Raw genomic sequence first — 23,123 nt, 5'->3', positions numbered from 1 at the left:
TAGAATAAACCATCGCAAAGGACAAATAAAGAAATCGGGACTGACTAGGAGACCGGGCTATAATAGATCAATCTGTTTCCGAACGGGTCCGTCACCTTAACTTCTCGTGTATTCCAGGGAGTTTCTTCGATCCCTGGTTTCATATATTTATATTCTTTACCTATTAATAGTCTGTGCCACACTTCTATATCACTCACCGGAATTCTTACAGAAGCCCCTGGGCAGGCATCTCCGTGGTGCTCTGAAAGGTGGAGGGTACAGCTCCCATTTGTGACTTGCATATAGACCGGAAGCTCTTCTCCGCCATAGGCCCAGTCCATCTCATATTGAAGAAAATCCAGATAAAATTCCTTCGCCTTAGCCTCATCAAAAATTCTCAAAACAGGTACAGTCCCTCCAAATTCCACATCTTTCATGTCACCGAACCTCCCTTGAAAATTTTTATATACGAACTCTCTTTTGCTCCATTATAATTATCTGGGAATGTCCTTATTTTTACAAGAGCGGAGGAAAAGTAGTGATTTCCAAAACACAATATATCTCTATCATTATCCTGGCAATTTCCTTGGGAGTGCTGACAGCGATTTGGCAGATTAATTTCTGGATGACAGCCATCATGATTTTTCTGAGTGTGACTCTTATTATGTATATCCCATATGTCTGGTACATGTATTTTTCTCAAGACACTGAGAAAATAGGTGCTTATCTAAAACAAAGAACCAAACAGCCTATCATCCAATTTTACTGCAGCCTGGCAGACTCTGATGAACGGGGTGCGGAGGAAGCTCTTCATTTGTTAAAAAAGAAATATAAGTCTCCTAATATAACTGCTATTTTTACAGTCGCTTATGCTGCGCTTGAAAATAGGCTTTCAACGGTAAGGGACGATATCCTTCTGATTAAGGACTCTTCTGTCAGACAATATTATGAGGCATTGTTACAGATAGAGGAAGGACATTATGATGAAGCAGAGGAAATGAGCTCCACTTTGACAAAGCCATGGATGGGAGAGTCAGTGAAAGCAGAGCTTCTTCATAAGAAGGGACTGTCTGAGCAGGCTGCGGTTCATGAAACAAAGGCGATTGAACTTACTAAAGGGATGCAGAGATATCTTTTGGTTAAAAAATATAAATCTCTGGATACAGCAAACCCACCAATGTGAGCTGGTGGGTGCTCTGCGGCTGAAATCCTCTATTGATATTACCACGTTTATAAGTGTAATAGAGTCTTTTAACGTGAAAATTAGCAACCGGTTTAACACCCCTTTAGGGAATAAATTTATTCATTACTCCATAATGCTAAGGCTGTATTCGTAAATAATGTGGTAATTGAACAGGTTCTTAGAAAAGATTTCCGCTCCAGGCGTGCTACTCCGCGGGGCGTGCGGTGAGCCTCCTCAGCTTCGCCTGCGGGGTCTCACCTGTCACGTTAATCCCGCAGGAGGTCTCACGCCTTCCGCTCCAATCATACAGGGGGTGAAAAAGACTAAAACCACTATCTTTAAGAAACAGTCAATGTTAAAGACAAAATAAGACCATCCAATTAGGATGATCCTGTGGTATTCCGTTAAAGACCACATATGGAAATTTTACACATTTAATAAATTTTATCATAATACCATTCTCACGGCGACATACAGCTAATACTTCCGTTGATCTGGCCTTGCAATAAAAAAGAATAGCATACTCCAAATTCATCCATTTCGTCTGCTTTTTATTTGATGTGTTAAAGGGATTATATTTTAGTTGTGAATTAATTTTTTCTCCTCATCAATCAAACGGGTTATCCTATCCTGAAGGGCGGTTTTTTTAGCTTTGGAACCGCAGGCATACAAAAAGGTTTTCAAGCTCATCAATAAAAAGGCTTTCCCACAGGGTCCATCCCTCAGAGAAAGCCTTTTATTCATTTATTTCTTCCTGATTGGTATCCACACTTCACACCTGTAATTTTCATCATCTATATCACCAGGAGGGTATAATTCAAATTCCGGCCCTCCCCCATGTTCATAGCCTGTGGACGGAAACCATTCAGAATAAATCCGCTGCCATACATTTTGGATCGCCTGAGGCATGGGGCCGACAGATTCAAATACTGCCCAGGTGGATGCAGGGATTTCCTTCACTTCAAATTTCTCCTGCGGTTTGTCTGTGTGAGCTCCAATGAAGTAAGTGAACTCTTCCTTTGGGTGGTCGAACTCCATGCAGATACCTAATAGGTCTTTCGCTCCGGCAGCTTCACAGATTTCCCTATCGAGTCCTTTTCGGTTGACTTCATCCCATAATACCGGAATTTCTTTATTATTTTCTCCGTTCGCAGCCGATACCTTTTTGCCGATACCTGCTGCTTTGAACCCTTCTTTCTCAACTATTCTGTAGTTCATTTCTTTCTCTCCTTTTAATTGGATTTGAAAGGAAATGCGAGGAAAGGCCTTTAAGGACACTTCCTGATTCCGCACCTGTGACGGAGAAACACCATGTGCCCTTCTGAACGCTTTCGAAAAAGACTCTGGTGTTTCGTATCCATACCGGAGCGCGACATCGATCACTTTTGCCCCCGAATTCGACAGCTCCTGTGCCGCCAGTGTCAAACGGCGCTTCCTGATATACTCTGCTACTGTAAAGCCCGTCAGCATATTGAACATCCTCTGAAAATGGAACTTGCTGCTGTATGTTAAGCGCGCCAGCTCCTCCATCTCGATAGTTCCCTGTAAATTCTCTTCTATATAGCCGATACACTCATTCATCCTTAGCAGCATTTCCATCACAGTTCCCCCTTGCTCTCTAAGAATATCACCCTGCTAATGCAGGAACCTGTCGCCGACTGCTCTCCTATGACAGGTGTGGTTACCTTACTGTTCGGCAGAAAAACTGGATTCCCTTCCGTATTTTCGTATAAAAGGAAGCGAGAAAGTTAAAAGAGCGGCAGCCATTTCAAGAATCCCGCCATATATGAAAATATTCTGAGGCGCAGTAAACTCCATCACCCATCCCGCTGCAGCCTGGGCAATCGGCACAGAGCCTGACATGACAAGGATCATGACGCTGATGACCCTTCCGAAAATCCTGGGCGGGATGATGGTGTGGTTTACACTCGGAGCAATGACATTCACGGCTGTTTCATGCAATCCCATCAGTCCGATCAATAAGAGGATAATCCAAAGATTTCCGGTAAAGCCGACCAGCATGATGACCATTCCCTGCAAGAAACACGTCAGCAAGGTCATATACGGTTTCGGATTTTTTATCGTAAAAACAGAAAACACAACCGCTCCCGCGACACTTCCCACTCCGATGGCTGTATTCATCAAACCGAACCCTTGCACACCAAAATTCAATTCTTCCGCCAGAAAAGGAATGCTTATAAAGGTGGCCCCCACAGCAGCATTGGCGAAAAAGGCGAAGACTGCCATAGTCAAAATGACAGGAGTAGTCAAGAAGTAATGAAAGCCGGATTTCACACTCTTCCACATCGGTTCCTGTTCAACCTCTTCCTGCTTGTTCACCTCTTTGACCAAAACTAGCAGCACTGCAGATATTAAAAATGTGACTGCGTTCACCATGATGGCAAAGCCGGTGCTTCCAACTGCCACCAGACCTGCTCCAATCATCGGTCCTACAACCGCTGACACGTTTCCTGCGGTCATCAATAGACCCATGGACTGAGTGTAGAACTCCTTCCCGATAATTCTGGTCCTGAATGAAATGCCCGCTGGCTCTGCAATGGAATCAACCATCCCAAAGACAGCACCGATGATATAGAAAATCCAAATGGCATCATTTTTTACAAACAAGGCGAGAAGCGCAAGAATGATCACTCCCGCTCTCAACAGATTAGAGTAAATGAGAAGCTTTTTAGGATTCACCCGATCCACTATCACTCCGCCTATTAAAACAAAAATAATCTTGGATGCCCCCAAAATGAACAAGTAGGTCCCCACCACTGAGGGTGATTGGGTTTCTTCCACAAGAAGCCAGGTCAGCGCTATCACGAATATTGAGTCGCCCAGCGAAGAAATCCATGTACTGATCCAGTAATACAAGAAGCTTTTATTTTTAAAAATTGATAGATTCATATTCATGCTTTATTCCTCCTGTTAAACAGCCGCCTTTATACGGCGGTATCACTATATATTTTATAAAAGGATTTTCACAAAGATTGCGGTGACGAAAAGGAACGGATCTCCGCTCCAGGCGCATGACTCCGCGGGGCGGGCGGTGAGCCTCCTCGGCTTCGCCTGCGGGGTCTCACCTGCCCGCTAGTCCCGCAGGAGGTCACACGCCTTCCGCTACAATCCCTCTAGGTAAAGGAGGAAGGGTAAAATACCATAAATTTCCAATAGCTGGATCCTCGATGGGATAATTAATGTTTTCTCTATAGACTTGGAGAGAGGCACTTTCCTTTCTTGATTATCAGAATTTCACCATTCAACAATGGTGAGATTTTTCGATGTTTATTTTAAATGCAACAAACTTCAAGAAAAGACCCTCAATAAAAAAGACACCTATCCCGCGATAGGTGTCTCTGCCCTTTGCTCTCAATATTAAAGAAGCTTACAAAAAGCATTTATAATAAACTCACCCTGTGCGGTATGCAATAAAAATATGAATTTCAATTAAAAAAGGACAGACTGGTCCCTTTGAAAGTGAAGTATCAAAAATTTTAGTTGCATGCTGGTTTTCAGGGACATTATTCAACACAGGATGAACCTCCTTTTATGAGTGACAGTCACACCCCGAGTTATGTCACAAATTGTCGACACACTCACTCCACTTCCATGTTCGGCGGGGGAAGATACTTAGTGAAGTAAGCACCAATTATTAAAAGCACGACAGTTAGCCCCCAGCTGATGAGCCCAATGAAATCAAACCAGAAGGCAAACAGATTAACTACCGCAATGAGGTACAAACATATGGACGTTAAAGCGGTTTTGATGCCAGTAATGCCCGCAGCCTTTCTTTTCCTGAAAACATAAATCCCCGAAATCAGCAAAGCTGCGATTAATACAGCACTCCAGACAGCCTGATTCACCTCTTATTCCCTCCTTTGCCGTATTCGACATATATCGGGGTGTGACTGTCACGCCCCGGTTATTCCTTTTTTCTCGAGAAGCTCCTTGATTTTCCCTGCTTCTTCTTCATCTTTAATTATGACATAGCCTGGCTGGATCATTTTGTTCCTGATTTTGAAACTTAATTTATAGCCATTATTCACTCTCTCATCCAGTCCGTACAGTTCATGCCAGCGTTTGATCTTTTCGATTTCATAATGCTTTACTTCCGATAATGGATGGTACCTCGCGTTCAAGATGATGCCCTTCGGCAGTATAAAAAAGTTTCCTCGATGCTTAATAGCGCTGATAATAATAAAAAAGAAATAAACCGTGAAAAAGGAGCGGGAGTCCAGCCAGTCGGTTGCCAGTACCGCTCCGAGCAGCATGATAAGCAGAATCATAGATGCATAGGTTCCCCATTTAACAATTCTATATGATTTCGAATCCTTGGTGAGCGGCTCCATCTCCAGCCATTCTCCAGGCAGCAAAATGCTGGAGAACTCCTCTTTGCTTTTGGGATAAAGTGCATCATTGGATGTCTCTGCTGCTTTTTTCAAGTTAAAACGGTAGCGTAATATGTAAAAGATTCCGACCATGAATATCAACGATAAGAAAACCTCAACCACTTTAACGCCCCCTTTTCCACCCTGACCTTCTGCAATTATCTCACAAACGAAATTGGAAATTAACCCCTTAATCAATAGCCTGAAAGAAACTGGGCAGCCGACCATCCAGCTTCCTGCCAATTTTTAAATTAAAGCTTCTCTGCCATTTTTCTAAAAAAGGGAACTGATTTGTCATCCGGAAGATTATTCTCTATCCACTTCAATTCCCCGGAGTATAATTCTATGAGCAGAGCTGCGGCTTTTTGATGATTTTCTGGATTTAAGTGCTTATAAATCTCATTCACTTTTTCCAGTTTATCAGCTGGCAGCAGGGCTCCCAGTGCTTTCATTCCAAGCTGCGCCCGCTCGGGATGATATCTGTGAAGAAGAACCTTCGCCATTTTGAACATCCCGTGCTGCAAGACCTCAACACCCCAGAGAGCATTTCCCCTGTTATAAGCTTTCCGGTATTGAAACAGAAACCAAGGAACATCAATTGCCAGCTCATAAAATTCTTCCGGAGACAATAAAAGATTTTGGGTAGCTACGTATTTTTCCAGCAGGTTATCCGGGTCATACACCACTCTGAAGTAGTCTTTTTCCTTGAAACTCTTCTCAGTCACCGTGAACAAATCGACATGAAGCATGTCATCGAAGACAGCGATTATCTGCGGGGCTATTATGAAGATATCATCGTAGAATAATAGACTCCTATAAGCACTTAAGTGTTCAATCCGCCTCTTCAGAAAGGCTTCTTTATCTTCCTCTTTCACCAGCACATACAGGTCCACATCTGAATGCTCATCTTCTTCTCCTCTGCCCATCGAGCCTTTCAAAAATATAGCCTGTACCCCTTCATCCTTCTGTAAACTCTCTGAAATTATCTGCACTGCTGTTTCCTGTCTCAACCTGCTCCCCCCTAAAAATAAATATTACGCCATTATATTCCAATTTAATTCTTAATTCAAGAGGAGAAATTATATAAACATCATCTTAAACCACCTTCAAAAGCATATCTAACACCATTCCTATGTAAATAAATGTTTACCAATAAAAAAACACCTTGAAAGAATCCAAGGTGTCCGTTTATGCCTTATATTTGTTGAAAGTTCCTGATATTATTGGCTTCCTTATCTGTTATATAGCCTTTTTCTATAAATCTATTGAGATGGTTATCGGTGAATGTGTAAGTTCCATCTGCCTTCTTTTCTTCGTAGAATGATTTGATAATATTGAACATTGTTTCTTCCTCCTATAATATACATCTTGATTTAGTTTGTTTGTTTTTTTAGATATAGATTTATTCCCCATTGACGAACACGATAAACATGGTATTTGTCTCCATTAATAGCTCCATACTGACCAGCGGCTTTAGCTGACTGCTTTTTCACCAAGCTTACCGCTTACTCTTTTTTATTGAACAATATTTACAGCCAGTTTAGTGGAGAAGGATCCGCAACATGAAGCATTCCAGTGGTGCTGATTAATTTCTTGTTCTTGTTCTTGTTCACGGGTACATCACCCCCTGACACAATATCTTTCATTTATACGTATGAGGTCTTGGATTCATTACTTACGGAGAAATTAATTTTTGACCATATAGGTTTTTCCGTCCTCTGTAACAGCCGACTTTTCGGCTGCCATTCCTAAAACGGGTTCATCACCTACGCCCAACCGGAATAAACCAACCGTGAAATAAACAGATTTTTTTGTTGCAAAACTTTAATATATTTACGAACATGAAATGAATGTTACTAGTATTTTAAAATAATCTGGTTTTGCTGAACCACAACAAAAAAGCACCCCAAATTGGAGTGCTTTTCTGATATTCATTTTTAAAGAGCAGGATCGCATCCCTGTTTTTTCTTAGCCGGCAGACCTCTGCCTATCCACTATTAATAAGGATCCGCTTCATGGCCTTTCTTAGAAGCATCATCTGCTGCTTGATTGGCACTCAATGAGCCTTGGCCATATCTGGTTTTACCTGATTCACGGCCTGGAACCTTGTCTAGTTCCACGTCTTTCATTTCTTTCATTTCCTTCATCTTCATTTCAATGCCTTCCTTCACGCGGCGGCCGTAATCTTCATCCGCTTGCGTAAAGTAATCGATCATGGCGTCTTGAATTTTTTTATCACAAATTGCAAGGGCATCGGAGAGGTTCTTAATTAGTTCATCGCGCTCCCAATCTTCAAAGCTCCGGTATGTGTCCCCTGCTTGACCGAAGTTATTTGGACGGTCAATCGGCGCAGTCATAGCTGCTGCATTATAGGTCGGACGATGAGGCTGGCGGCCGGCTGGGTCCGCTTCCTTAAATCCGCCGAGCATGGATGGCTCATAGTTGATATGTGGATTTTCCCCTGATTCTTTAGGGTCGCGTACATCCATCTGTCCACGCTGCTGGTTTGTATGAACAGGCGCTTTTGGAGCGTTCACCGGAAGTTTCAGGTAGTTTGCTCCTACACGGTAACGCTGTGTGTCAGAGTAAGAGAATGTACGTCCCTGAAGCATTTTATCGTCTGAAAAATCCATTCCATCTACCAGCACCCCTGTACCAAAGGAGGCTTGCTCGATTTCCGCATGAAAGTCCTTGGGATTGCGGTCGAGGACCATACGCCCGACAGGCAGCCAAGGAAACTTATCTTCCGGCCAAAGTTTAGTATCATCAAGAGGATCGAAATCAAGCTCCGAATGGTAATCATCTTCCATAATTTGAACAAATAGTTCCCATTCCGGATACTCGCCGCGCTCAATCGATTCATACAAATCCTGTGTCGCATGAGCTACGTTCTTGGCTTGAATGGAATCCGCTTCATCCTGAGTCAAGTTACGGATACCCTGTTTCGGCTCCCAATGATACTTCACCAGGACCGCTTCGCCCTTATCGTTCACCCATTTATATGTGTTGACACCGGAACCCTGCATATGACGGTATGTAGCTGGAATGCCCCATGGTGAAAAGAGGAATGTGATCATATGTGTCGCCTCTGGTGTACGCGAAACGAAATCAAACATTCTTTCCGGATTCGGTACATTTGAAGCTGGATCTGCTTTAAAAGCGTGAATCATATCCGGGAATTTCATTGCATCGCGGATAAAGAAAATCTTAAGATTGTTTCCGACAAGATCCCAGTTTCCTTCTTCCGTATACATTTTCACTGCAAACCCGCGCGGATCGCGTGCCGTTTCAGGAGAATCCTTCGCTCCTGCCACTGTTGAGAAACGGACCATTAGAGGTGTCTTCTTTCCTGCACCTGAAAATACTTTTGCTCGTGTATATTTTTCTACCGGTTCATCACCGGCTTTTCCATATGTTTCAAAGTATCCGAATGCTCCTGAACCGCGTGCATGAACCACACGCTCCGGCACTTCTTCCCGGTCAAAGTGGGATATCTTTTCTATAAAGTGATAATTCTCTAAAGTAGCCGGACCACGGTCTCCAATCGTACGGGTGTTTTGATTGTCGTAAACGGGGTGTCCCTGACGTGTTGTCAGAGTCTCCTTTTTCTCCCCATCCTTTCCGCCTGATTGGTTCATATCTTTTTCATCTGCCAAAAAAATTACCTCCTTTAAAATCACTTCTACTGTTATACCCTCTTTTTAGTGGTATATTCATGAAATTCATGATTTATCTGGAAGTTATTATTGGATTTACTCCTGCCCCGGGAGCTGATTATACTTCGACAAAAACCGGGGCGTGACTGTCACTAGAAAGCTGGCTTTATCAAGCTGCATTGATTTCCTTTTTCTTTTCTTTTTTTAGTCTATTTCCCTGCAGAAAATAGTAAAGCAGGATTCCTGCCAGGATATAACCAGTGCTGTAGGTGTACAAGTCACCAAGGCTGATCTTGGCTGCTGCAAGACCGACCAGGAATGAACCCAGCCCGATTCCTATATCGAAAATGGACAGGAAGGTTGCGGTTGCCATGGCTGCCCGCTTAGGAGGAGACGCCTGAATGGCAATTGTTTGAAAGGTAGGAAACAAAGTCCCCCAGCCCAATCCGGCAAAGGCAGCCGCGGCCAAGAAGAAAATGGCAGACTCAGCAGTGCCCAGGACCAACATACCCGCAGCAAACAAAATAATGGCAGGATAAACAATGAAGTTGGGGCCGTGCAGATCGTACCATTTGCCTGTGAACGGCCGGGAAAGCAGCAGTACAACGGCGTATACCACAAAGAAGAAACTAGCCACATGGCTGAGCCCAATTTCTACAGCATAGACGGATACAAAGGAGAGGATCGATGAGTAAACAATCGCAAAAAATGCACCTGCTAATGCAACAGGAACCGCTTTGATTTCAAAGACAGCCTCTTTCCAGTTCATCGGTACAAGCTTTCTGTCCTCCTTCTTCTCTTCTTTCATTCTAATCAACAGTCCTGATAAAAGCCCCAAGAATGCTGCCGCTCCGGCAATTTGCAGCATGGTGGTTATTCCCCAGTTATGAAGAGCAGTCAATCCAAGGAAAGGTCCGATCACCATGGCAAAGTTTGAGGATAGAATGAAGTAGCCCATACCTTCGCCTCTTCTGGATTCAGGAATCGTGGTGGCGGCTATGGAACCCGCTGCTGTTGTAGCCATTCCAAAGCCGATTCCATGAATGAACCTGACGAGGAATAATACCTCTACACTATCCGCTAAAAAGTACAGCAGGCTAGCCGTAAAAAATACAATTAACGAACAGAGCAAAATCACTCTGCTTCCAAACTTCTCAATCCATCTGCCCGAAAAAGGCCGAATAAGAATAGCAGAAATAAGGAAGATTGTAATCATCAATCCTGCCTGTGATTTTTCACCATCTAAATGGTCGACCACATAAATGGGGATCGTGACGAGCAGGAAATAAAATGTCATAAATAAAAAGAAATTGCTGATACTGATACCGATAAAATTCCGTGTCCATAAAGCCGGTTTGTTTTCACTCATGCTGCATTACCTCTTTCTAAATCTGTTTGAGCCATTCGTTCAAGATTTTTTGCAAGCTTTCTTGTGATGCAGAAGAAAGCTTCTTTATTAACTCTTCATTTTTCTCAAGAACTGCTTTTTCCCATACCGGAAATTCTGCTTCTGCTTCTTGAGATAGCATGATATATTTTTTTCTCTTGTCTTCCTCGCCCAGTGTTTGCTGAATGAATCCCTGTTTTAGAAGCCTTTGAATCGTCCGGGTCATAGGAGGTGCTTCCACAGCAAGATACTCTCCTAACTCCTTCTGTGTCAGGGTTCCCTTCTCCCTCAAAACATACAGTACCGACCACTGCGCGCTATAGAGCCCATGAGGTTCCAAGGCTTCATTCAGATGTTTGGTCAACCTTCTCGAAAGTTGATTGACTGAATGAAATAGCATATGTGTATTTTCCATAAACATCACCTCAATTGATTAGTTACCTGGGTAATTAAATCCTCAATCAGTATACCATTTTATACTTATCTAGGTAAGTATTCGAGTAACAATGTAAGTGTTTTTCTTCTCGTCACACTATAGTATGGAAGACTTCCATGTGTAACTGGTGGTTAAAACTGCTATTAACCTTGCGTTTCTGTTCAATTAGGGTTTAACCGCAAATCGAGTACTTTCATGAGGATTTCACTTGTTAAACAAACAGCGTATGAAGAATAATCCATCAGGCAAGAGTGATACTAAACAAAAAAATAGGATGATTGTATGATATTGATGTGGAGTACCATAGTGGTTGCAGTTTTTTTAGCCTGGAAGATTCCCAGCAAGCTTTCTCGGTTAGAAATGTATGCTTGTTCCATCTTCTCAATCTATTTGGCCTTGTTTGCTGACTCTATCCTTGGCGGTATGTATCATCTCTATGCCTACTTCAAACCTGGAGTTGAGTTGATTGATTATGCGGCCGCAATCGGCATTTATCCAGCAATCACCATCCTCTACCTCAACCTGTTTCCATTTGAAAGACCGATTTTGTGGAGAATCTCCTATGTTTTCATCTGGACTATCTTTTCTTTATTTTACGAATGGTCCGCTGCCAGCCACTCCTCCCTTTTTATGTATTCAGGCTGGAAATTAGTCTATTCCGCACCAATTTATCCCCTTTTATTTGTTATACAGCTTCTCAATTATAAATTAGTCAAAAAGCTGATCTCTTATAAGTAACGAGGTATGCAGATGGTCGTATTAATTTCTATTGCAGTCACTTTATTGTTGATTTACTTCATCATGCCCCAAAAGTTAAAACGTATTGAGATTTACAGCGTTTTCTTTAGTTCGCTTTATTCCGCTCTGGCTTTTGATGCTCTCTTCAAAGGCCGGTTCAATCTCTACTACTATGGAAGTGATGCGGAAGTCCATTATATAGATTTCATGTTCCGTCTCTGTTTGTACCCCTTAACCTGCTTAATTTTATTGAATTTGTTTCCACAGAAGCTCAAACTGATTTGGCGGATCCTTTATCTTATTGGATGGGCTTTATTGCTGACGCTGATAGAGTGGGGCATGCTCCAGTTGTCTGTCATTAAGTACGATGGCTGGAAGCTTTCCTATTCTCCTTTGAAATATGGTTTGATTTTCTGCTTGGTTCTCCTTAACTGGGTTGTCACAAAGAAACTCGCAATGCAGTCTCCTGCATAAAACTATCCTATTATGGAATAATATACCTAACTTACTACTTTGGAGGTTACATATGCGTACCGAAAATCACTTCGCAGTATTGATTTTCTTCTCATTGCTAAGTTTGGCTGCCACCATCATTTTTAATGGAACAATCCTCTCAAGGACCAACGAACTGCTTTCTAAGTTCGAAGAGTCAGAAAAATAACTTTTTCACATTAACGCACTGAAAGGGACAGTCCCTTTCAGTGCGTTAATGTACGAAAGCATTCCAATGCAAAAAACCTCCTTGTCCAGCGGCGAGGAGGTTTTTTGCATTGGTTATTCGACAAATTCCGGGGTGTGACTGTCACAACCCGATTTTGGCTGTCTTCGTCTGAAAATCCACATCGGAATAGTAGGTGTTCTTGACGAGCACGTTCGGTCCCAGGCATTTGACAGCCGGGCAGTGGCAGCTCAAAGACCGGGCTGTTTTCGTCTGGTTCCAGCGGTCATATGCTTCTGTCAGTGTTGTGTCCTGGATGTTCCCCAGTCCTGGTTCGTCCCCGAAATCTGTTACGATGATATCTCCTGAAAATATATTGACATTCAGACGGGAACGGCCGTCCGGATCATTCCTGACCGTGACATTTTTTTCTTTATAAAGACGCTGATACAGTTCAAGCTCTTCTGTGGATGAACTGCAAGGATAGAATGGAAGCGTCCCGAACAGCATCCATACCTCTTTATTGCGATGGTCCAGCAGTCTCTTGATTGCCTCCCGGATTTCATCGAGATTCAGTGTCTCCAAATCTTTAGCGAAATCGACAGGATACATCGGATGCACCTCATGGCGTGTGCATCCCATTTCAATAATATGGTCATGAATTTTTTCCAAATAGGGAAAGGTCCGTCCATTCAGCATGGTTTCGGCTGATACCATGACCCCTTCACTGGATAACCGTTTTGAGTTTTCAACCATGCGTTCAAAGTAACCTGCTCTCTGCTTCTCGGAAGGCTTTCTGTCCATCCTGGCAAACCCTGTTTCTGCAAACTCTTCAACTGACCCCCAATTATGGGAGATATGAAGCACATCCAGGTAAGGAACAATAGCCTCATACCTCTCATATGGAAGGGTAAGATTTGAGTTTATCTGTGTTTTCACGCCTCGTGAATGAGCATACTTCAATAGCGGAAGAACATGATTTTCGACTGATTTTTTTGACATCATCGGTTCCCCGCCGGTAATAGAGATGGTCCTCAGAGAAGGAATCTCATCAAGCCTTCTAAAAATCAGCTCCATCGGAAGTGCATCAGGGTCCTTGTTCTGCAGAGTATACCCTACAGCACAATGGTTGCAGCGCATATTACAAAGGGTTGTTGTCGTAAACTCGACACTGGATAAAGTCATCTTTCCGTATTCTTCAACATCCATATAGGCTTCCCAGGGATCGTTCACAGGGGATAGCGGCTGGTTTTCTTTCTTTTGTAAAAGCATCTATGTAACTTCCTTTCAAAATACTCCAATTGAGTCATTCTTCATACCATATGAAATCTTACGGGATTCTACCACTTTTTACAATAACATTCTGAATACAGTATAGATTTTGAGCTGCAGGGCAGGTTAACCTTAGAAGTGCTCTAAGTAAAAACTAGAGCCCCTCCTGAAAGGAATGAAGTCACAATGGATCTTTGGCTCTTCTGGGCAATACATTCTCTCTCGAAACGCACTAATTCTCTCAACCGGATAATGATTCTGGTTTCTAATAAGATGCGGTATATCTATTTATTGGTTCTGGTGATCCTTTGGTTCCGAAATAAATCCATTCCAAGGATTGCACTCCTATCAGGGGCATTTTCTCTTTTTCTCGGCAGCATCATCAGAATGTTTCATTTCCGGCCCCGTCCTTTTGTCAACATGCGGGTAGGAATCCTGATCCCTTCAAAACGGAATTCCAGCTTTCCCAGTAAACACACCCTGCTGGCATTTGCTGTATCCAGCACTATCTTATTTTATCATCGCACGCTGGGCTTGATATTTACCTGTTTGTCTGTACTCACCGGGTTATCCCGCGTATGGGTGGGTCACCATTATCCTTCAGATATCTTCGGCAGTGCCTTGATTGGTTCTTGTACAAGCTGGGTGACACACTTTTTCTTCCCCAAAAAAAGACAGCCCGCTGAGTAAGCTGCTGTCTCCTGGATATATTACAAGCTTTTACTAAAAATAAGTATGGGTGATGCTATGCATATTGTATTGACGTTCACATTATTGCTTTTCGCTTTTTTAAAAGGAAATTGGAGGGAATGGGAGAAATATCATCTGACAATTTTCTATGTCATTATATGCAATCTCCTTTATAATCATATCGCCCAGAATAAACTGCTGTGGGAATATTATCCGGACTTTTATCCAAAGTCACATATTTTGGTGGACATTCTTTATTCTTTTATCAATCTGCCGGCAATCACCTTGTTATTTCTTACCTTTTATCCATTCACCGCCTCCCTATTAGTAAAAGTCAGGTTCATAGCCATATGGTCGGGAGCCTCATTTATAATTGAATACCCATTTTATAAATTTGAAAGGCTGCTGCTGCAAAACGGTTATGAATATTGGATGGACATCCTCTTTTACATTGTCATGTATAGTATGATCCGCCTGCATTTCTCGAGACCGTTTCTTACTTATCTCCTATCCGCCATTATTACCATCATGATGATTTGGTTATTTGATATTCCTTTGAGTTGATTTACCTATTCATAAAATTTACTTGTCGAGACTGACGAGGACAGGGTGAATTCTTGTAAAAAAAGCACCTCCTTCTCCTGATTGTCTTGGGAGAAAGGGGTGCTTTTTTATGAAATTCCGCAAAGTTTTTTCGACTTATATCGGGGCGTGACTGTCACTAAGGTTTCAATACGACCTTAATGCAGTCGTCTTCATGATCATTAAAGATCTTATAGGCATCTGCTGCTTGGTCCATCGGCATGATATGGGAGATGATCTCAGTTGGATTCAGTTCGGCAGACGTAATTTTCTCAAAGAGCTCCGGCATGTAGTGGACAACCGGTGCTTGTCCCATCTTCAAGGTGACGTTCCTCTCAAAGAAGTTGCCCAGCGGGAACATGTTGTACATCATGCCGTATACTCCTGTCAGCTGGACGGTGCCGAACTTCCTGACAGCATCTTTCGCAATATTGATTGCACTCAGCGTTCCACCTTGAATTTTTAATTTCTGCTCCACTTTTTCGAGTGCATTCTTTTCACCATCCATACCGACACAGTCAATGACGATGTCTGCTCCTCCGCCGGTCACTTCTTTCAGGTGATGTCCCATTTCCTTGAATTCATCAAAATTAAATATTTCCACATTATTATTTTGTTTGGCTTTATTCAGTCTGTAAGGAAGATTATCTACAGCAATGACCCTGCCGGCGCCTTTCATCCAGGCAAATTTTTGTGCCATCAAGCCAATTGGTCCGCACCCAAGGACAATGACTGTATCTCCCGGCTTCATTCCAGAGTGCTCAATACTCCAGTAAGCGGTCGGCAGCACGTCAGACATGAACAATAAAGCCTCGTCTGCTAAGTCGCATGACTCCGGCACTTTGAACGGCATCGCGTTTCCAAAAGGAACCCGTAAGTATTCCGCCTGCCCGCCTGGATGGTTACCATATTGCTCGGTATATCCGAAGTATCCTCCAGTATCTTTATGCGGATTGGCATTATCACATTGGCTTTCCATATCATGCTGGCAGTAAAAGCAATGTCCGCAGGAAACGTTGAACGGAAGAACGACTCTGTCCCCTTTTTTTACCCTCGTGACATCAGGACCCGTTTCCTCGACGATCCCCATAGGTTCGTGACCAATGATATAGCCTGGCCTCAATGGCAGGTTTCCTTGATATAAATGAAGATCAGAACCGCAAATCGCCGTTGATGTAATTTTGACGATGATGTCATCCGGCTTCTGGATCTTCGGGTCTTCAACCTCTTTAACTTGGATATCCTTTGAACCCTGATACGTTACAGCTTTCATAATCAGCCTCCTAATAGTGGAATATAAAACTATACCCCCTTGGCAAAAAAGTATTCTGTCTTAAACAAAGATTTCCTTATTATGTATCTTCTATTTAAGGCTGATTTTTCTGATCGGACCTTGAGGGGGAGTCCTATCAACGAAAATGAAGGTCTATGGACGATATCTCCTTCTCTATCAACGATTTTCAAGGTCCTATCGACGATTTCAATACTTCTATCAACGAATTCCCCCTCTCTATCAACGATCTCCTGTTTGCGAAGCTTAGGCTTCTGGCTGTTTTTTTCCACTCACCGAAAGCGCAGTGCATCACGCGAAAAAACAGATTGTGAAAGATATGTGAAAACAGTTGCCAAACCCGATCATCGGGAGTATATTATAAGTGTAGAGAGTAAGTGAAAACATTCACAAACTTAAATCTTAAATCGAAAGACCCTCACAACCTGCTCTCTAAGCAACTCGAAAGCTGGCCGGCTTTATCTCAAATTTTTTTAAATCTTTATGTGAAATAATTCACAAATTATAAGGAGATGTTTATGATGAGATGGTGGAAAACTCCTCAAGCTGCAATGGTGTGGACTGTATTGAGAATATGGCTCGGGATTCAATGGCTTGAAGCCGGCTGGCATAAAGTAGCGGATGGTTTTGATACAACTGGTTTCCTGCAAGGCGCAATAGCAAAAGCAAGTGGTGAACACCCTGCCGTACAAGGCTGGTATGCAGGCTTCCTGGAAAATGCTGCTCTTCCAAATGCAGAACTCTTCAATATCCTGATTCCTTGGGGTGAAGTACTTGTTGGTCTTGGCCTTATAGTAGGAGCTGCAACGATCCCGGCTTTATTAGCAGGAGCCTTTATGAATTTGAACTTCCTGCTGGCTGGCACAGTAAGCACAAATCCGGTTCTGTACACTGCAGCCATCATCCTTCTCTTCACTGGAGGCGGAGCTTACTTCTGGGGAATCGACCGGTTTGCTCTTCCTTATATCAAAGAAAGATTGGCCAACAGGAAAGCCCGCAGAGGCGGCAAAGTTGACCGCAAACATGCTGTCCTGCACTAATTAAGAATACCAGCTTCCAGAATATAATAACCGCGCATCTTCCTTAACAAAAGTGGAGATGCGCGGTTATTTACATTCCGTAAAATACCTTTCACTCTAAGCCTTATACTGCCTCCTTCCCTCCTGATGTGAAATTCTCCTCAACCATTTTTCACAATTTTCTTATCTTTATCAATTTAAATTTTCTAAAGCGGTTTCTTTTTCAAAAGTCCTGGGTATATAATCTTTGGTTTTATTAGAATTTTTTTACAGAAAAGGTGAATAGAATGTCTGCTGGCGAGTTGCTGATTATTGGCGGAAATGAAGAAAAGTATGAGGGCTTATCCATTTTGCAAACATTTGCGGACCTTGCTTTGAAAAAGGGCGGAAAGGTAGGAATCCTGCCGGCCGCTTCCCGCGTTCCTGAAGAAATCAGCGGTATGTATCAGGATATCTTCACAAAGCTTGGTATTAATGATTCTATCATTCTTTCAATCTCTTCACGTGAGAAAGCGGAGAACCCGGAATTGGTTAAAACTCTGGAAGGAATGGCCGCGCTTTTTATCACGGGGGGCAATCAATCACTATTAGCGGAGCGGATTGCGGGGACATCTTTTCATGATTCGCTCCAGCGAAGATGGCAGGAAGGAATGATACTGGCAGGGACAAGTGCAGGCGCTTCAATCATGGGCAAGGAGATGATTGTGTCATCAAAGTTAAAGCTTCATGATGACAATCTCAAAGTCTATATGGGAAAAGGATTTGGATTCTTGGAAGATTTAATAATCGACCAGCATTTTTCACAGCGCGGGAGATTCGGCAGGCTTATCGGCGCAATGGCTGAAATGCCCGGGATGATTGGCATCGGGATAGATGAAAACACCGCAATATTGCTTAAGGACAATGAATTCGAGGTTATTGGAGAACATCAGGTTTTTATCGTTGATGGTCAAGAGGGAGAAGTGTTCAGGCCAGAGGTTCCTGAGGAAAACAGTGAGCTAACTGCGACCAATTTCAAGCTCCACACTCTTAAAGCCGGATTCAGGTTCAACCTTACTAATAAATCTGTCATCCATTCTAAGTAGAAGAGAGGAAACAAGAATGAAAATAAAACGTGTCAGATACTTACAAGGTCCCAATTATTTCAGTTATAAGCCAACCATGTGGATTGAATTGGATCTCGAAGAATTTGAATATCAGCCATCCAATGAAATCCCTGGATTCCCCGAGACCTTAGAAAGGCTTATTCCTTCCCTTAAGAGTCATACCTGCTCCCGCGGATATGAAGGTGCATTTATTGAGCGTCTGCATGAAGGCACTTGGATGGGCCATATCCTCGAGCATATGGCCCTTGAGCTTCAGCATCTTGCCGGCATCAATGTCAAGCACGGCAAAACTTTGACCAGCGATGATAAAGGCATCTACTATGTCACCTTTGACTATAAAGAAAAAACGTCTGGATTGTACTCTTTTGAAGCTGCTATGGAAATCGTTCAGCGGATTCTTAATGATGAAGCTCCTTTCTCAGTGCAGCCTTATATTGATAAAGTTTCCGCACTATACTATGAAAATAAGCTGGGACCCAGCACGGAAGCGATCTATACAGCTGCACAGGAAGAGAAGATACCTGTGGAGAGAATAGGCAGCCAAAGCCTGCTGCGCCTTGGTACAGGTTCTAAACAAAAGTATGTTCAAGCCACTATAACAAGCCAGACCTCTCATCTTGCTGTAGAAAATGCATGCGATAAGCAGGCGGCAAAACAAATACTTCAAGCAGCAGGCCTTCCGGTTCCAACGGGCGAAACCGCTGACTCGAGGGAAGAAGTATTCACGGCAGCCGACCGTATTGGTTACCCGCTGGTTCTGAAGCCTCTTCATGGCAGGCAGGGTAAAGGGGTCATTACAAATATCAAGAACAAGGAAGAATTGTTCAATGCCCTCTACTGTCTTGAGCCTCTTCAAGAAACTCTTATCATTGAGCGTTTTTATGATGGAAGCGATTACCGTCTTCTGGTCGTTGATAATAAGTTAGTGGCAGCCAGCCTGCGTACTGCTCCCTTCCTCATCGGCAACGGAAAAGATACCATCGAAAAGCTGATAGAAGCGGAGAATGAGAATCCTCTCAGGGGATCCGGACACGAAAAACCGATCACCAAGATTCCTATGAATCAAACAGTCAAGTGCTTCCTGGAGAGCCAGGACCTTTCATTCCACACCGTTTTAGAAAAAGGCCAGATCATTCAAGCTGTCGGCAGTGCCAACCTTTCCACAGGAGGACAGGCTATTGATGTGACGGACGAAGTTCATCCTTCCATCAGGGAGATAGCTGAAACTGCCGCGGAAGCAATAGGCCTGGATGTTGCAGGAGTGGATTTAATATGCCGCGACATCACTAAGCCTTTCAGCTCTGAAACAGCAGCTATCCTCGAGATTAATGCTGCACCGGGCATCAGGATGCATCTGCATCCAAGCAAAGGAAAAAGACGGGAAGCTGGCAAGGCCATTGTTCAATACCTTTTCAAAGATAGAAAAGAAGCCTCCATCCCTATCATCTCGGTGACCGGCACCAACGGAAAGACCACCACAACCAGACTAGTGAAGCACCTTCTTGAAGGCAGCGGTTCTATCGTCGGCATGACCAATTCAGACGGAGTTTATATTGGTGATAAGCAAATTGATACGGGAGATTGCAGCGGCCCGATCAGTGCCAGGAAGGTGTTGAGCAATCCTAAGACTGATTTTGCCGTCCTTGAAACAGCACGCGGGGGGATCCTGAGAGAAGGTTTGGCTTTCCGATATTGCGATGTGGGAATTGTCACCAATGTCAGCGAAGACCACTTAGGGCTTGATGGAATAGAAACCTTCCAGCAGCTGGTCAAGTTAAAAAGACTGATACCTGAAGTAGTAGCAGAAGACGGGTTCTGCGTGCTGAATGCAGATGATGAAGAAACGGTAAAAATGGCTTCTCACACTGCTGGCACCGTCATATATACTTCTTTGAATGAGAAGAATCCGTCAATACGGAATGCCATCGGAAACGAAGGCACCGTGTGGTATGTAAACGGCGAAGGAATGATCATCCTCCATGATAAAGGAGTTCATCATCCCTTTTTACCTGTAATGGATATACCTATCACGATTGAGGGAACAGCCCGGCATAACATTTCCAATCTGCTGCAGGCTCTGGCAGCTTCATATTCACAAGGTGTAAGCCTTGAAATTTTAAAAGAAAGAGCACTGACTTTCAAACCTGATGCAGCCCACTCCCGCGGAAGATTCAACCGAACAAGGATACAAGGCAGGGAGATCATCGTCGATTATGCACACAACCAAGCAGGTTTGAAGGCCATTTTCGAGGCAGTTGAACACATCCCAAGGCAGCGGACCATCACTGTCATTTCCTCTGCCGGTGACAGACAGGACAAGGCCATAATTGAAATGAGCAGGATTGCTTCCTCAAATTCTGATTCTCTTGTGATCAAAGAAGATAAAGATTTAAGGGGAAGAGAAACTGGAGAGGTTCCAGCGATCATGCTTAAAGAAGCCCAAGCCTATTACGGTGATTCAGCGTCTTCATCTATTGTTTTAGACGAATCTGAAGCCTATCAATCTGCATGGGAACAATCAAAGGAAGGCGACTTATTATTATTTCTTTACGAATCCTTCCAGGCAGCTGAGGATTTTATTAACGGAATTCAAGATTCGAAGCTTCTTAGTGATGCTGCAGAGTAAGGACAAAGTCATCCGTCCTCTTTCAGAAAAAAGGGCTGCTATATTAAAGCCAAAAGGACATTCTTTGAGTGGAGGCTGATGGCTTCTCCTATAATCTAAGTGCCACTTCAGCTGCATTTCAGATCCCAGGGAGCGAAATGGATAGAGCATAAAGGTAATATCAAAAGGCTCTTTTCGTAAACGTTGTTGCTATTTCATATTAACTTCGTAAGATAATGGCTTTAATTCTGATAAGCCAATGAACTACTCCTCGTTTATAGAGAATAATCTTAGTACCCGAAGGGGGATACTGTCGAAAGCAAAAAATAATGCGGAAACAGTTTATTTGATAGCTTTTTTCTGATTAATTGCTGATTTAGAATACGTTTACCATCATCACTTTTTAAGTAGGAGGATTGAAGCGGAAGGCGGACGACCTCCTGCGGGACTAGCGGGACAGGTGAGACCCCACAGGCGCAGCCGAGGAGGCTCACCGCCCGCCCCGCGGAGTCGTCAGCCTGTAGCGGAAATCCATGTTCATTTAAAGCAGCCACAATCTTTGTGAAAACAGCCTATAAAAAAAAACCCATCACCTCAATCCAGCTATGGGAAAGGCGGTGGGTTTTCATTCATTTCATGGACTGCATTTTAAGATAACCCCATTACATTTTGTTAAAGACGATTCGCTCTGCCGCCTTCCTCGCTCCAGAAATATTACGGGAAACAGGCCCGATTTCAAGCTCTGCAAGAGGCCCGGAGACATAGAGATGCGGACACCATTCCAGCGTAGGCTTCACAATCGGATAACCGCAATTCGCACATTGAAGATTCTGCTGCCTGATCAATGTCTTCAGCCATTCCTGCTCCGGCATTGCCGGATGAAAGCCTGTGGCCATTAGTACTGCGCCAAATTTGATCCTGCTTCCGTCTTTTAAATTCAATCTTATTACCGAAGATTCCGAAACCGCTGAAGCCACTTCTCCATCAACAATCTTTAAGCTTCCATCACGAACAAGCCTGGAAATTTTGGCATTCAGCTCACTTGTTATTGAGCCTCTGTGCCTTGCCCCCTGAATTGCCTTTCTCCTCTCTTGATAATCGTTTATTTTTAAGAAACCATCCATATATTTCGGCCCAAGCCAGCCGGGATTACTGTCAAAGTCATGAACACGAAAAGGGTGCCTTTTCAGAAGGGTCACTTTTCCAGGGTAACTCCGGCAGAGTTTGATGCAGGTATGAGCAGCTGTAATACCCCCGCCAATAACTGCAATGGGTGTATTCATCTTTTCAAAACCGGGCAAGGAAGGACTGAAAATATGATGGATAAGACGGGAGCCCCGGCTCTGCAGTTCTGCCGCCCATTGAGGAATCACGGGTTGATCATTAAGGCTTATGGCGATAACAATGTTCTTGCCGCGAGCTGTCTGCCCATCCTCTGTAAGCACTTCCCACCATTCCCGTCCCTTAATTACATTTTTAACCTGCCCCTGCATCCATGCCTCATCCATACCTGCCTGTTTAAGAACCTCATCGCTATGTTCATTAAAAAAGGAGAGTAAAGGCCGTTTATAATATCCATAAAAAGCTCTGGAGTCTTGGGGATTTGCTGCCTTTTGCAAGCTGAATGGGTTGATATCGATATGGTGAACCGAAGGAGACCGCAAGTATTCCATTCCAATTCGTTCCGTGTTTCTCTTCCAGTTAGACAGGGGGCCATCATTCGGGTCAATGATCCGTATATCCCCGGCGTCTGCCCTTCCACTTTTAAGAAGAAAGGCCGCAATTGTACACCCATGGATACCGCCGCCTATAATGATCCAATTGTACATATCATTCTTCCTTTGTCCTTTTACCAGCTCGATTTCTTGACTCCGGGAACCTGTCCTTTGTGGGCCAGCTCCCTGAAAGCAATACGTGACATTTTAAATTTGCGAAGATACCCACGCGGGCGGCCTGTGACTTCACAGCGATTTTTCAACCGTGTGGGAGACGAGTCTCGAGGCAGTTTTTTCAATGCTTCATAATCCCCTTTTTCTTTAAGCTCTCTCCTTAACTCCGCATATCTTTCAACAATTTGCTGACGTTTTTTCTCTTTAACCACTTTGGATTTTTTGGCCATTTGTTATCTTC

The 23,123-nt window shown here is 43.4% G+C and carries 24 protein-coding genes; 9 read left to right on the top strand and 15 right to left on the bottom strand.

What is annotated here, in order from left to right; genetic code table 11:
- Positions 1-44: 44 nt before the first annotated feature.
- Positions 45-416 (bottom strand): glyoxalase superfamily protein, encoded by a 372-nt coding sequence (locus tag FZC79_RS14625; RefSeq protein WP_148947504.1) that lies wholly within the window; start codon positions 414-416, stop codon positions 45-47.
- 101 nt (positions 417-517) lie between these two features.
- Here FZC79_RS14625 and FZC79_RS14620 point away from each other — a divergent pair, with 101 nt between their 5' ends.
- Positions 518-1,162 (top strand): hypothetical protein, encoded by a 645-nt coding sequence (locus FZC79_RS14620; protein WP_148947503.1) that lies wholly within the window; start codon positions 518-520, stop codon positions 1,160-1,162.
- 579 nt (positions 1,163-1,741) lie between these two features.
- Here the strand turns inward: FZC79_RS14620 and FZC79_RS23230 are convergent.
- The 10 genes from FZC79_RS23230 to FZC79_RS14580 form a co-directional block, all read right to left on the bottom strand.
- On the bottom strand, positions 1,742-1,906 hold the full coding sequence (locus tag FZC79_RS23230) for a hypothetical protein (RefSeq protein WP_187442797.1): 165 nt from the start codon (positions 1,904-1,906) through the stop codon (positions 1,742-1,744).
- Positions 1,907-2,761, bottom strand: a complete 855-nt coding sequence (locus tag FZC79_RS14615) for an AraC family transcriptional regulator (protein WP_148947502.1) — start codon at positions 2,759-2,761, stop codon at positions 1,907-1,909.
- A gap of 87 nt (positions 2,762-2,848) precedes the next feature.
- Positions 2,849-4,078 (bottom strand): MFS transporter, encoded by a 1,230-nt coding sequence (locus FZC79_RS14610; protein ID WP_148947501.1) that lies wholly within the window; start codon positions 4,076-4,078, stop codon positions 2,849-2,851.
- A 683-nt stretch (positions 4,079-4,761) separates the two neighbouring features.
- Positions 4,762-5,028 (bottom strand): hypothetical protein, encoded by a 267-nt coding sequence (locus FZC79_RS14605; protein WP_148947500.1) that lies wholly within the window; start codon positions 5,026-5,028, stop codon positions 4,762-4,764.
- A 48-nt stretch (positions 5,029-5,076) separates the two neighbouring features.
- Positions 5,077-5,676: a hypothetical protein gene (locus FZC79_RS14600; protein ID WP_148947499.1), complete on the bottom strand. Its 600-nt coding sequence runs from the start codon at positions 5,674-5,676 to the stop codon at positions 5,077-5,079.
- Positions 5,677-5,804: 128 nt separating this feature from the next.
- On the bottom strand, positions 5,805-6,563 hold the full coding sequence (locus FZC79_RS14595; RefSeq protein ID WP_148947498.1) for a nucleotidyltransferase domain-containing protein: 759 nt from the start codon (positions 6,561-6,563) through the stop codon (positions 5,805-5,807).
- A 185-nt stretch (positions 6,564-6,748) separates the two neighbouring features.
- Positions 6,749-6,895: a hypothetical protein gene (locus FZC79_RS23225; RefSeq protein ID WP_187442796.1), complete on the bottom strand. Its 147-nt coding sequence runs from the start codon at positions 6,893-6,895 to the stop codon at positions 6,749-6,751.
- A 655-nt stretch (positions 6,896-7,550) separates the two neighbouring features.
- Positions 7,551-9,191 carry a catalase gene (locus FZC79_RS14590; RefSeq protein WP_187442800.1) on the bottom strand — a complete coding sequence of 547 codons (1,641 nt, stop codon included), beginning with the start codon at positions 9,189-9,191 and terminating at the stop codon, positions 7,551-7,553.
- A gap of 187 nt (positions 9,192-9,378) precedes the next feature.
- On the bottom strand, positions 9,379-10,578 hold the full coding sequence (locus tag FZC79_RS14585; protein WP_148947496.1) for an MFS transporter: 1,200 nt from the start codon (positions 10,576-10,578) through the stop codon (positions 9,379-9,381).
- 16 nt (positions 10,579-10,594) lie between these two features.
- Positions 10,595-11,011, bottom strand: coding sequence for a MarR family winged helix-turn-helix transcriptional regulator (locus tag FZC79_RS14580; RefSeq protein ID WP_148947495.1), 417 nt, complete (start codon positions 11,009-11,011; stop codon positions 10,595-10,597).
- Positions 11,012-11,314: 303 nt separating this feature from the next.
- On the opposite strand from FZC79_RS14580, the gene FZC79_RS14575 reads away from it, so the two are divergent.
- The 3 genes from FZC79_RS14575 to FZC79_RS23870 are packed head-to-tail and all read left to right on the top strand — an operon-like array spanning position 11,315 to position 12,431.
- Positions 11,315-11,770, top strand: a complete 456-nt coding sequence (locus FZC79_RS14575) for a CBO0543 family protein (RefSeq protein WP_148947494.1) — start codon at positions 11,315-11,317, stop codon at positions 11,768-11,770.
- A gap of 12 nt (positions 11,771-11,782) precedes the next feature.
- On the top strand, positions 11,783-12,244 hold the full coding sequence (locus FZC79_RS14570) for a CBO0543 family protein (protein ID WP_148947493.1): 462 nt from the start codon (positions 11,783-11,785) through the stop codon (positions 12,242-12,244).
- Between the two features lie 52 nt (positions 12,245-12,296).
- Complete coding sequence (locus FZC79_RS23870) at positions 12,297-12,431, top strand: hypothetical protein (RefSeq protein ID WP_262372126.1); 135 nt, start codon at positions 12,297-12,299, stop codon at positions 12,429-12,431.
- A gap of 141 nt (positions 12,432-12,572) precedes the next feature.
- Here the strand turns inward: FZC79_RS23870 and yfkAB are convergent, their stop codons facing one another.
- Positions 12,573-13,700, bottom strand: a complete 1,128-nt coding sequence (gene yfkAB / locus FZC79_RS14565; RefSeq protein WP_148947492.1) for a radical SAM/CxCxxxxC motif protein YfkAB — start codon at positions 13,698-13,700, stop codon at positions 12,573-12,575.
- 186 nt (positions 13,701-13,886) lie between these two features.
- Here yfkAB and FZC79_RS14560 point away from each other — a divergent pair, with 186 nt between their 5' ends.
- Both FZC79_RS14560 and FZC79_RS14555 read left to right on the top strand, forming a co-directional pair.
- Positions 13,887-14,390, top strand: a complete 504-nt coding sequence (locus FZC79_RS14560; RefSeq protein ID WP_148947491.1) for an undecaprenyl-diphosphatase — start codon at positions 13,887-13,889, stop codon at positions 14,388-14,390.
- Positions 14,391-14,447: 57 nt separating this feature from the next.
- Positions 14,448-14,954, top strand: a complete 507-nt coding sequence (locus FZC79_RS14555; RefSeq protein WP_187442795.1) for a CBO0543 family protein — start codon at positions 14,448-14,450, stop codon at positions 14,952-14,954.
- A gap of 157 nt (positions 14,955-15,111) precedes the next feature.
- On the opposite strand, the gene FZC79_RS14550 is transcribed toward FZC79_RS14555, so the two are convergent.
- Complete coding sequence (locus tag FZC79_RS14550; RefSeq protein WP_148941527.1) at positions 15,112-16,245, bottom strand: zinc-dependent alcohol dehydrogenase; 1,134 nt, start codon at positions 16,243-16,245, stop codon at positions 15,112-15,114.
- 539 nt (positions 16,246-16,784) lie between these two features.
- On the opposite strand from FZC79_RS14550, the gene FZC79_RS14540 reads away from it, so the two are divergent.
- The 3 genes from FZC79_RS14540 (at position 16,785) to cphA (ending at position 21,014) form a co-directional block, all read left to right on the top strand.
- A complete protein-coding gene (locus FZC79_RS14540; protein ID WP_148947488.1) occupies positions 16,785-17,303 on the top strand; it encodes a DoxX family protein in 519 nt (172 codons plus the stop codon).
- Between the two features lie 266 nt (positions 17,304-17,569).
- A complete protein-coding gene (locus tag FZC79_RS14535; RefSeq protein ID WP_148947487.1) occupies positions 17,570-18,367 on the top strand; it encodes a cyanophycinase in 798 nt (265 codons plus the stop codon).
- A gap of 16 nt (positions 18,368-18,383) precedes the next feature.
- Entirely contained in the window at positions 18,384-21,014 is a 2,631-nt protein-coding gene (gene cphA / locus FZC79_RS14530; RefSeq protein WP_148947486.1) for a cyanophycin synthetase, read from the top strand.
- Between the two features lie 641 nt (positions 21,015-21,655).
- On the opposite strand, the gene FZC79_RS14525 is transcribed toward cphA, so the two are convergent.
- Together FZC79_RS14525 and rpsN are read right to left on the bottom strand one after the other, a co-directional pair.
- Positions 21,656-22,822, bottom strand: coding sequence for an FAD/NAD(P)-binding protein (locus FZC79_RS14525; protein WP_148947485.1), 1,167 nt, complete (start codon positions 22,820-22,822; stop codon positions 21,656-21,658).
- Between the two features lie 20 nt (positions 22,823-22,842).
- A complete protein-coding gene (gene rpsN / locus FZC79_RS14520; RefSeq protein WP_148947484.1) occupies positions 22,843-23,112 on the bottom strand; it encodes a 30S ribosomal protein S14 in 270 nt (89 codons plus the stop codon).
- Between the last annotated feature and the right edge of the window lie 11 nt (positions 23,113-23,123).

This window comes from Rossellomorea vietnamensis, assembly GCF_008180615.1.
Lineage (GTDB): Bacteria > Bacillota > Bacilli > Bacillales > Bacillaceae_B > Rossellomorea > Rossellomorea vietnamensis_D.
The sequence above is the reverse complement of the archived record's forward strand: the minus strand, read 5'-3'. Positions and strand labels throughout refer to the sequence as shown.

Excerpts from the sequence above, each read along its gene's own strand:
- yfkAB (WP_148947492.1), bottom strand. The coding sequence starts at position 13,700 with ATGCTTTTACAAAAGAAAGAAAACCAGCCGCTATCCCCTGTGAACGAT.
- FZC79_RS14535 (WP_148947487.1), top strand. The coding sequence starts at position 17,570 with ATGTCTGCTGGCGAGTTGCTGATTATTGGCGGAAATGAAGAAAAGTAT.
- FZC79_RS14525 (WP_148947485.1), bottom strand. The coding sequence starts at position 22,822 with ATGTACAATTGGATCATTATAGGCGGCGGTATCCATGGGTGTACAATT.
- FZC79_RS14555 (WP_187442795.1), top strand. The coding sequence starts at position 14,448 with ATGCATATTGTATTGACGTTCACATTATTGCTTTTCGCTTTTTTAAAA.
- FZC79_RS14610 (WP_148947501.1), bottom strand. The coding sequence starts at position 4,078 with ATGAATATGAATCTATCAATTTTTAAAAATAAAAGCTTCTTGTATTAC.
- rpsN (WP_148947484.1), bottom strand. The coding sequence starts at position 23,112 with ATGGCCAAAAAATCCAAAGTGGTTAAAGAGAAAAAACGTCAGCAAATT.
- FZC79_RS23230 (WP_187442797.1), bottom strand. The coding sequence starts at position 1,906 with ATGAATAAAAGGCTTTCTCTGAGGGATGGACCCTGTGGGAAAGCCTTT.
- FZC79_RS14560 (WP_148947491.1), top strand. The coding sequence starts at position 13,887 with ATGGATCTTTGGCTCTTCTGGGCAATACATTCTCTCTCGAAACGCACT.
- FZC79_RS14550 (WP_148941527.1), bottom strand. The coding sequence starts at position 16,245 with ATGAAAGCTGTAACGTATCAGGGTTCAAAGGATATCCAAGTTAAAGAG.
- FZC79_RS14590 (WP_187442800.1), bottom strand. The coding sequence starts at position 9,191 with ATGAACCAATCAGGCGGAAAGGATGGGGAGAAAAAGGAGACTCTGACA.
- FZC79_RS14580 (WP_148947495.1), bottom strand. The coding sequence starts at position 11,011 with ATGGAAAATACACATATGCTATTTCATTCAGTCAATCAACTTTCGAGA.
- FZC79_RS23225 (WP_187442796.1), bottom strand. The coding sequence starts at position 6,895 with ATGTTCAATATTATCAAATCATTCTACGAAGAAAAGAAGGCAGATGGA.
- cphA (WP_148947486.1), top strand. The coding sequence starts at position 18,384 with ATGAAAATAAAACGTGTCAGATACTTACAAGGTCCCAATTATTTCAGT.
- FZC79_RS14615 (WP_148947502.1), bottom strand. The coding sequence starts at position 2,761 with ATGGAAATGCTGCTAAGGATGAATGAGTGTATCGGCTATATAGAAGAG.
- FZC79_RS14585 (WP_148947496.1), bottom strand. The coding sequence starts at position 10,578 with ATGAGTGAAAACAAACCGGCTTTATGGACACGGAATTTTATCGGTATC.
- FZC79_RS23870 (WP_262372126.1), top strand. The coding sequence starts at position 12,297 with ATGCGTACCGAAAATCACTTCGCAGTATTGATTTTCTTCTCATTGCTA.
- FZC79_RS14625 (WP_148947504.1), bottom strand. The coding sequence starts at position 416 with ATGAAAGATGTGGAATTTGGAGGGACTGTACCTGTTTTGAGAATTTTT.
- FZC79_RS14540 (WP_148947488.1), top strand. The coding sequence starts at position 16,785 with ATGAGATGGTGGAAAACTCCTCAAGCTGCAATGGTGTGGACTGTATTG.
- FZC79_RS14570 (WP_148947493.1), top strand. The coding sequence starts at position 11,783 with ATGGTCGTATTAATTTCTATTGCAGTCACTTTATTGTTGATTTACTTC.
- FZC79_RS14575 (WP_148947494.1), top strand. The coding sequence starts at position 11,315 with ATGATATTGATGTGGAGTACCATAGTGGTTGCAGTTTTTTTAGCCTGG.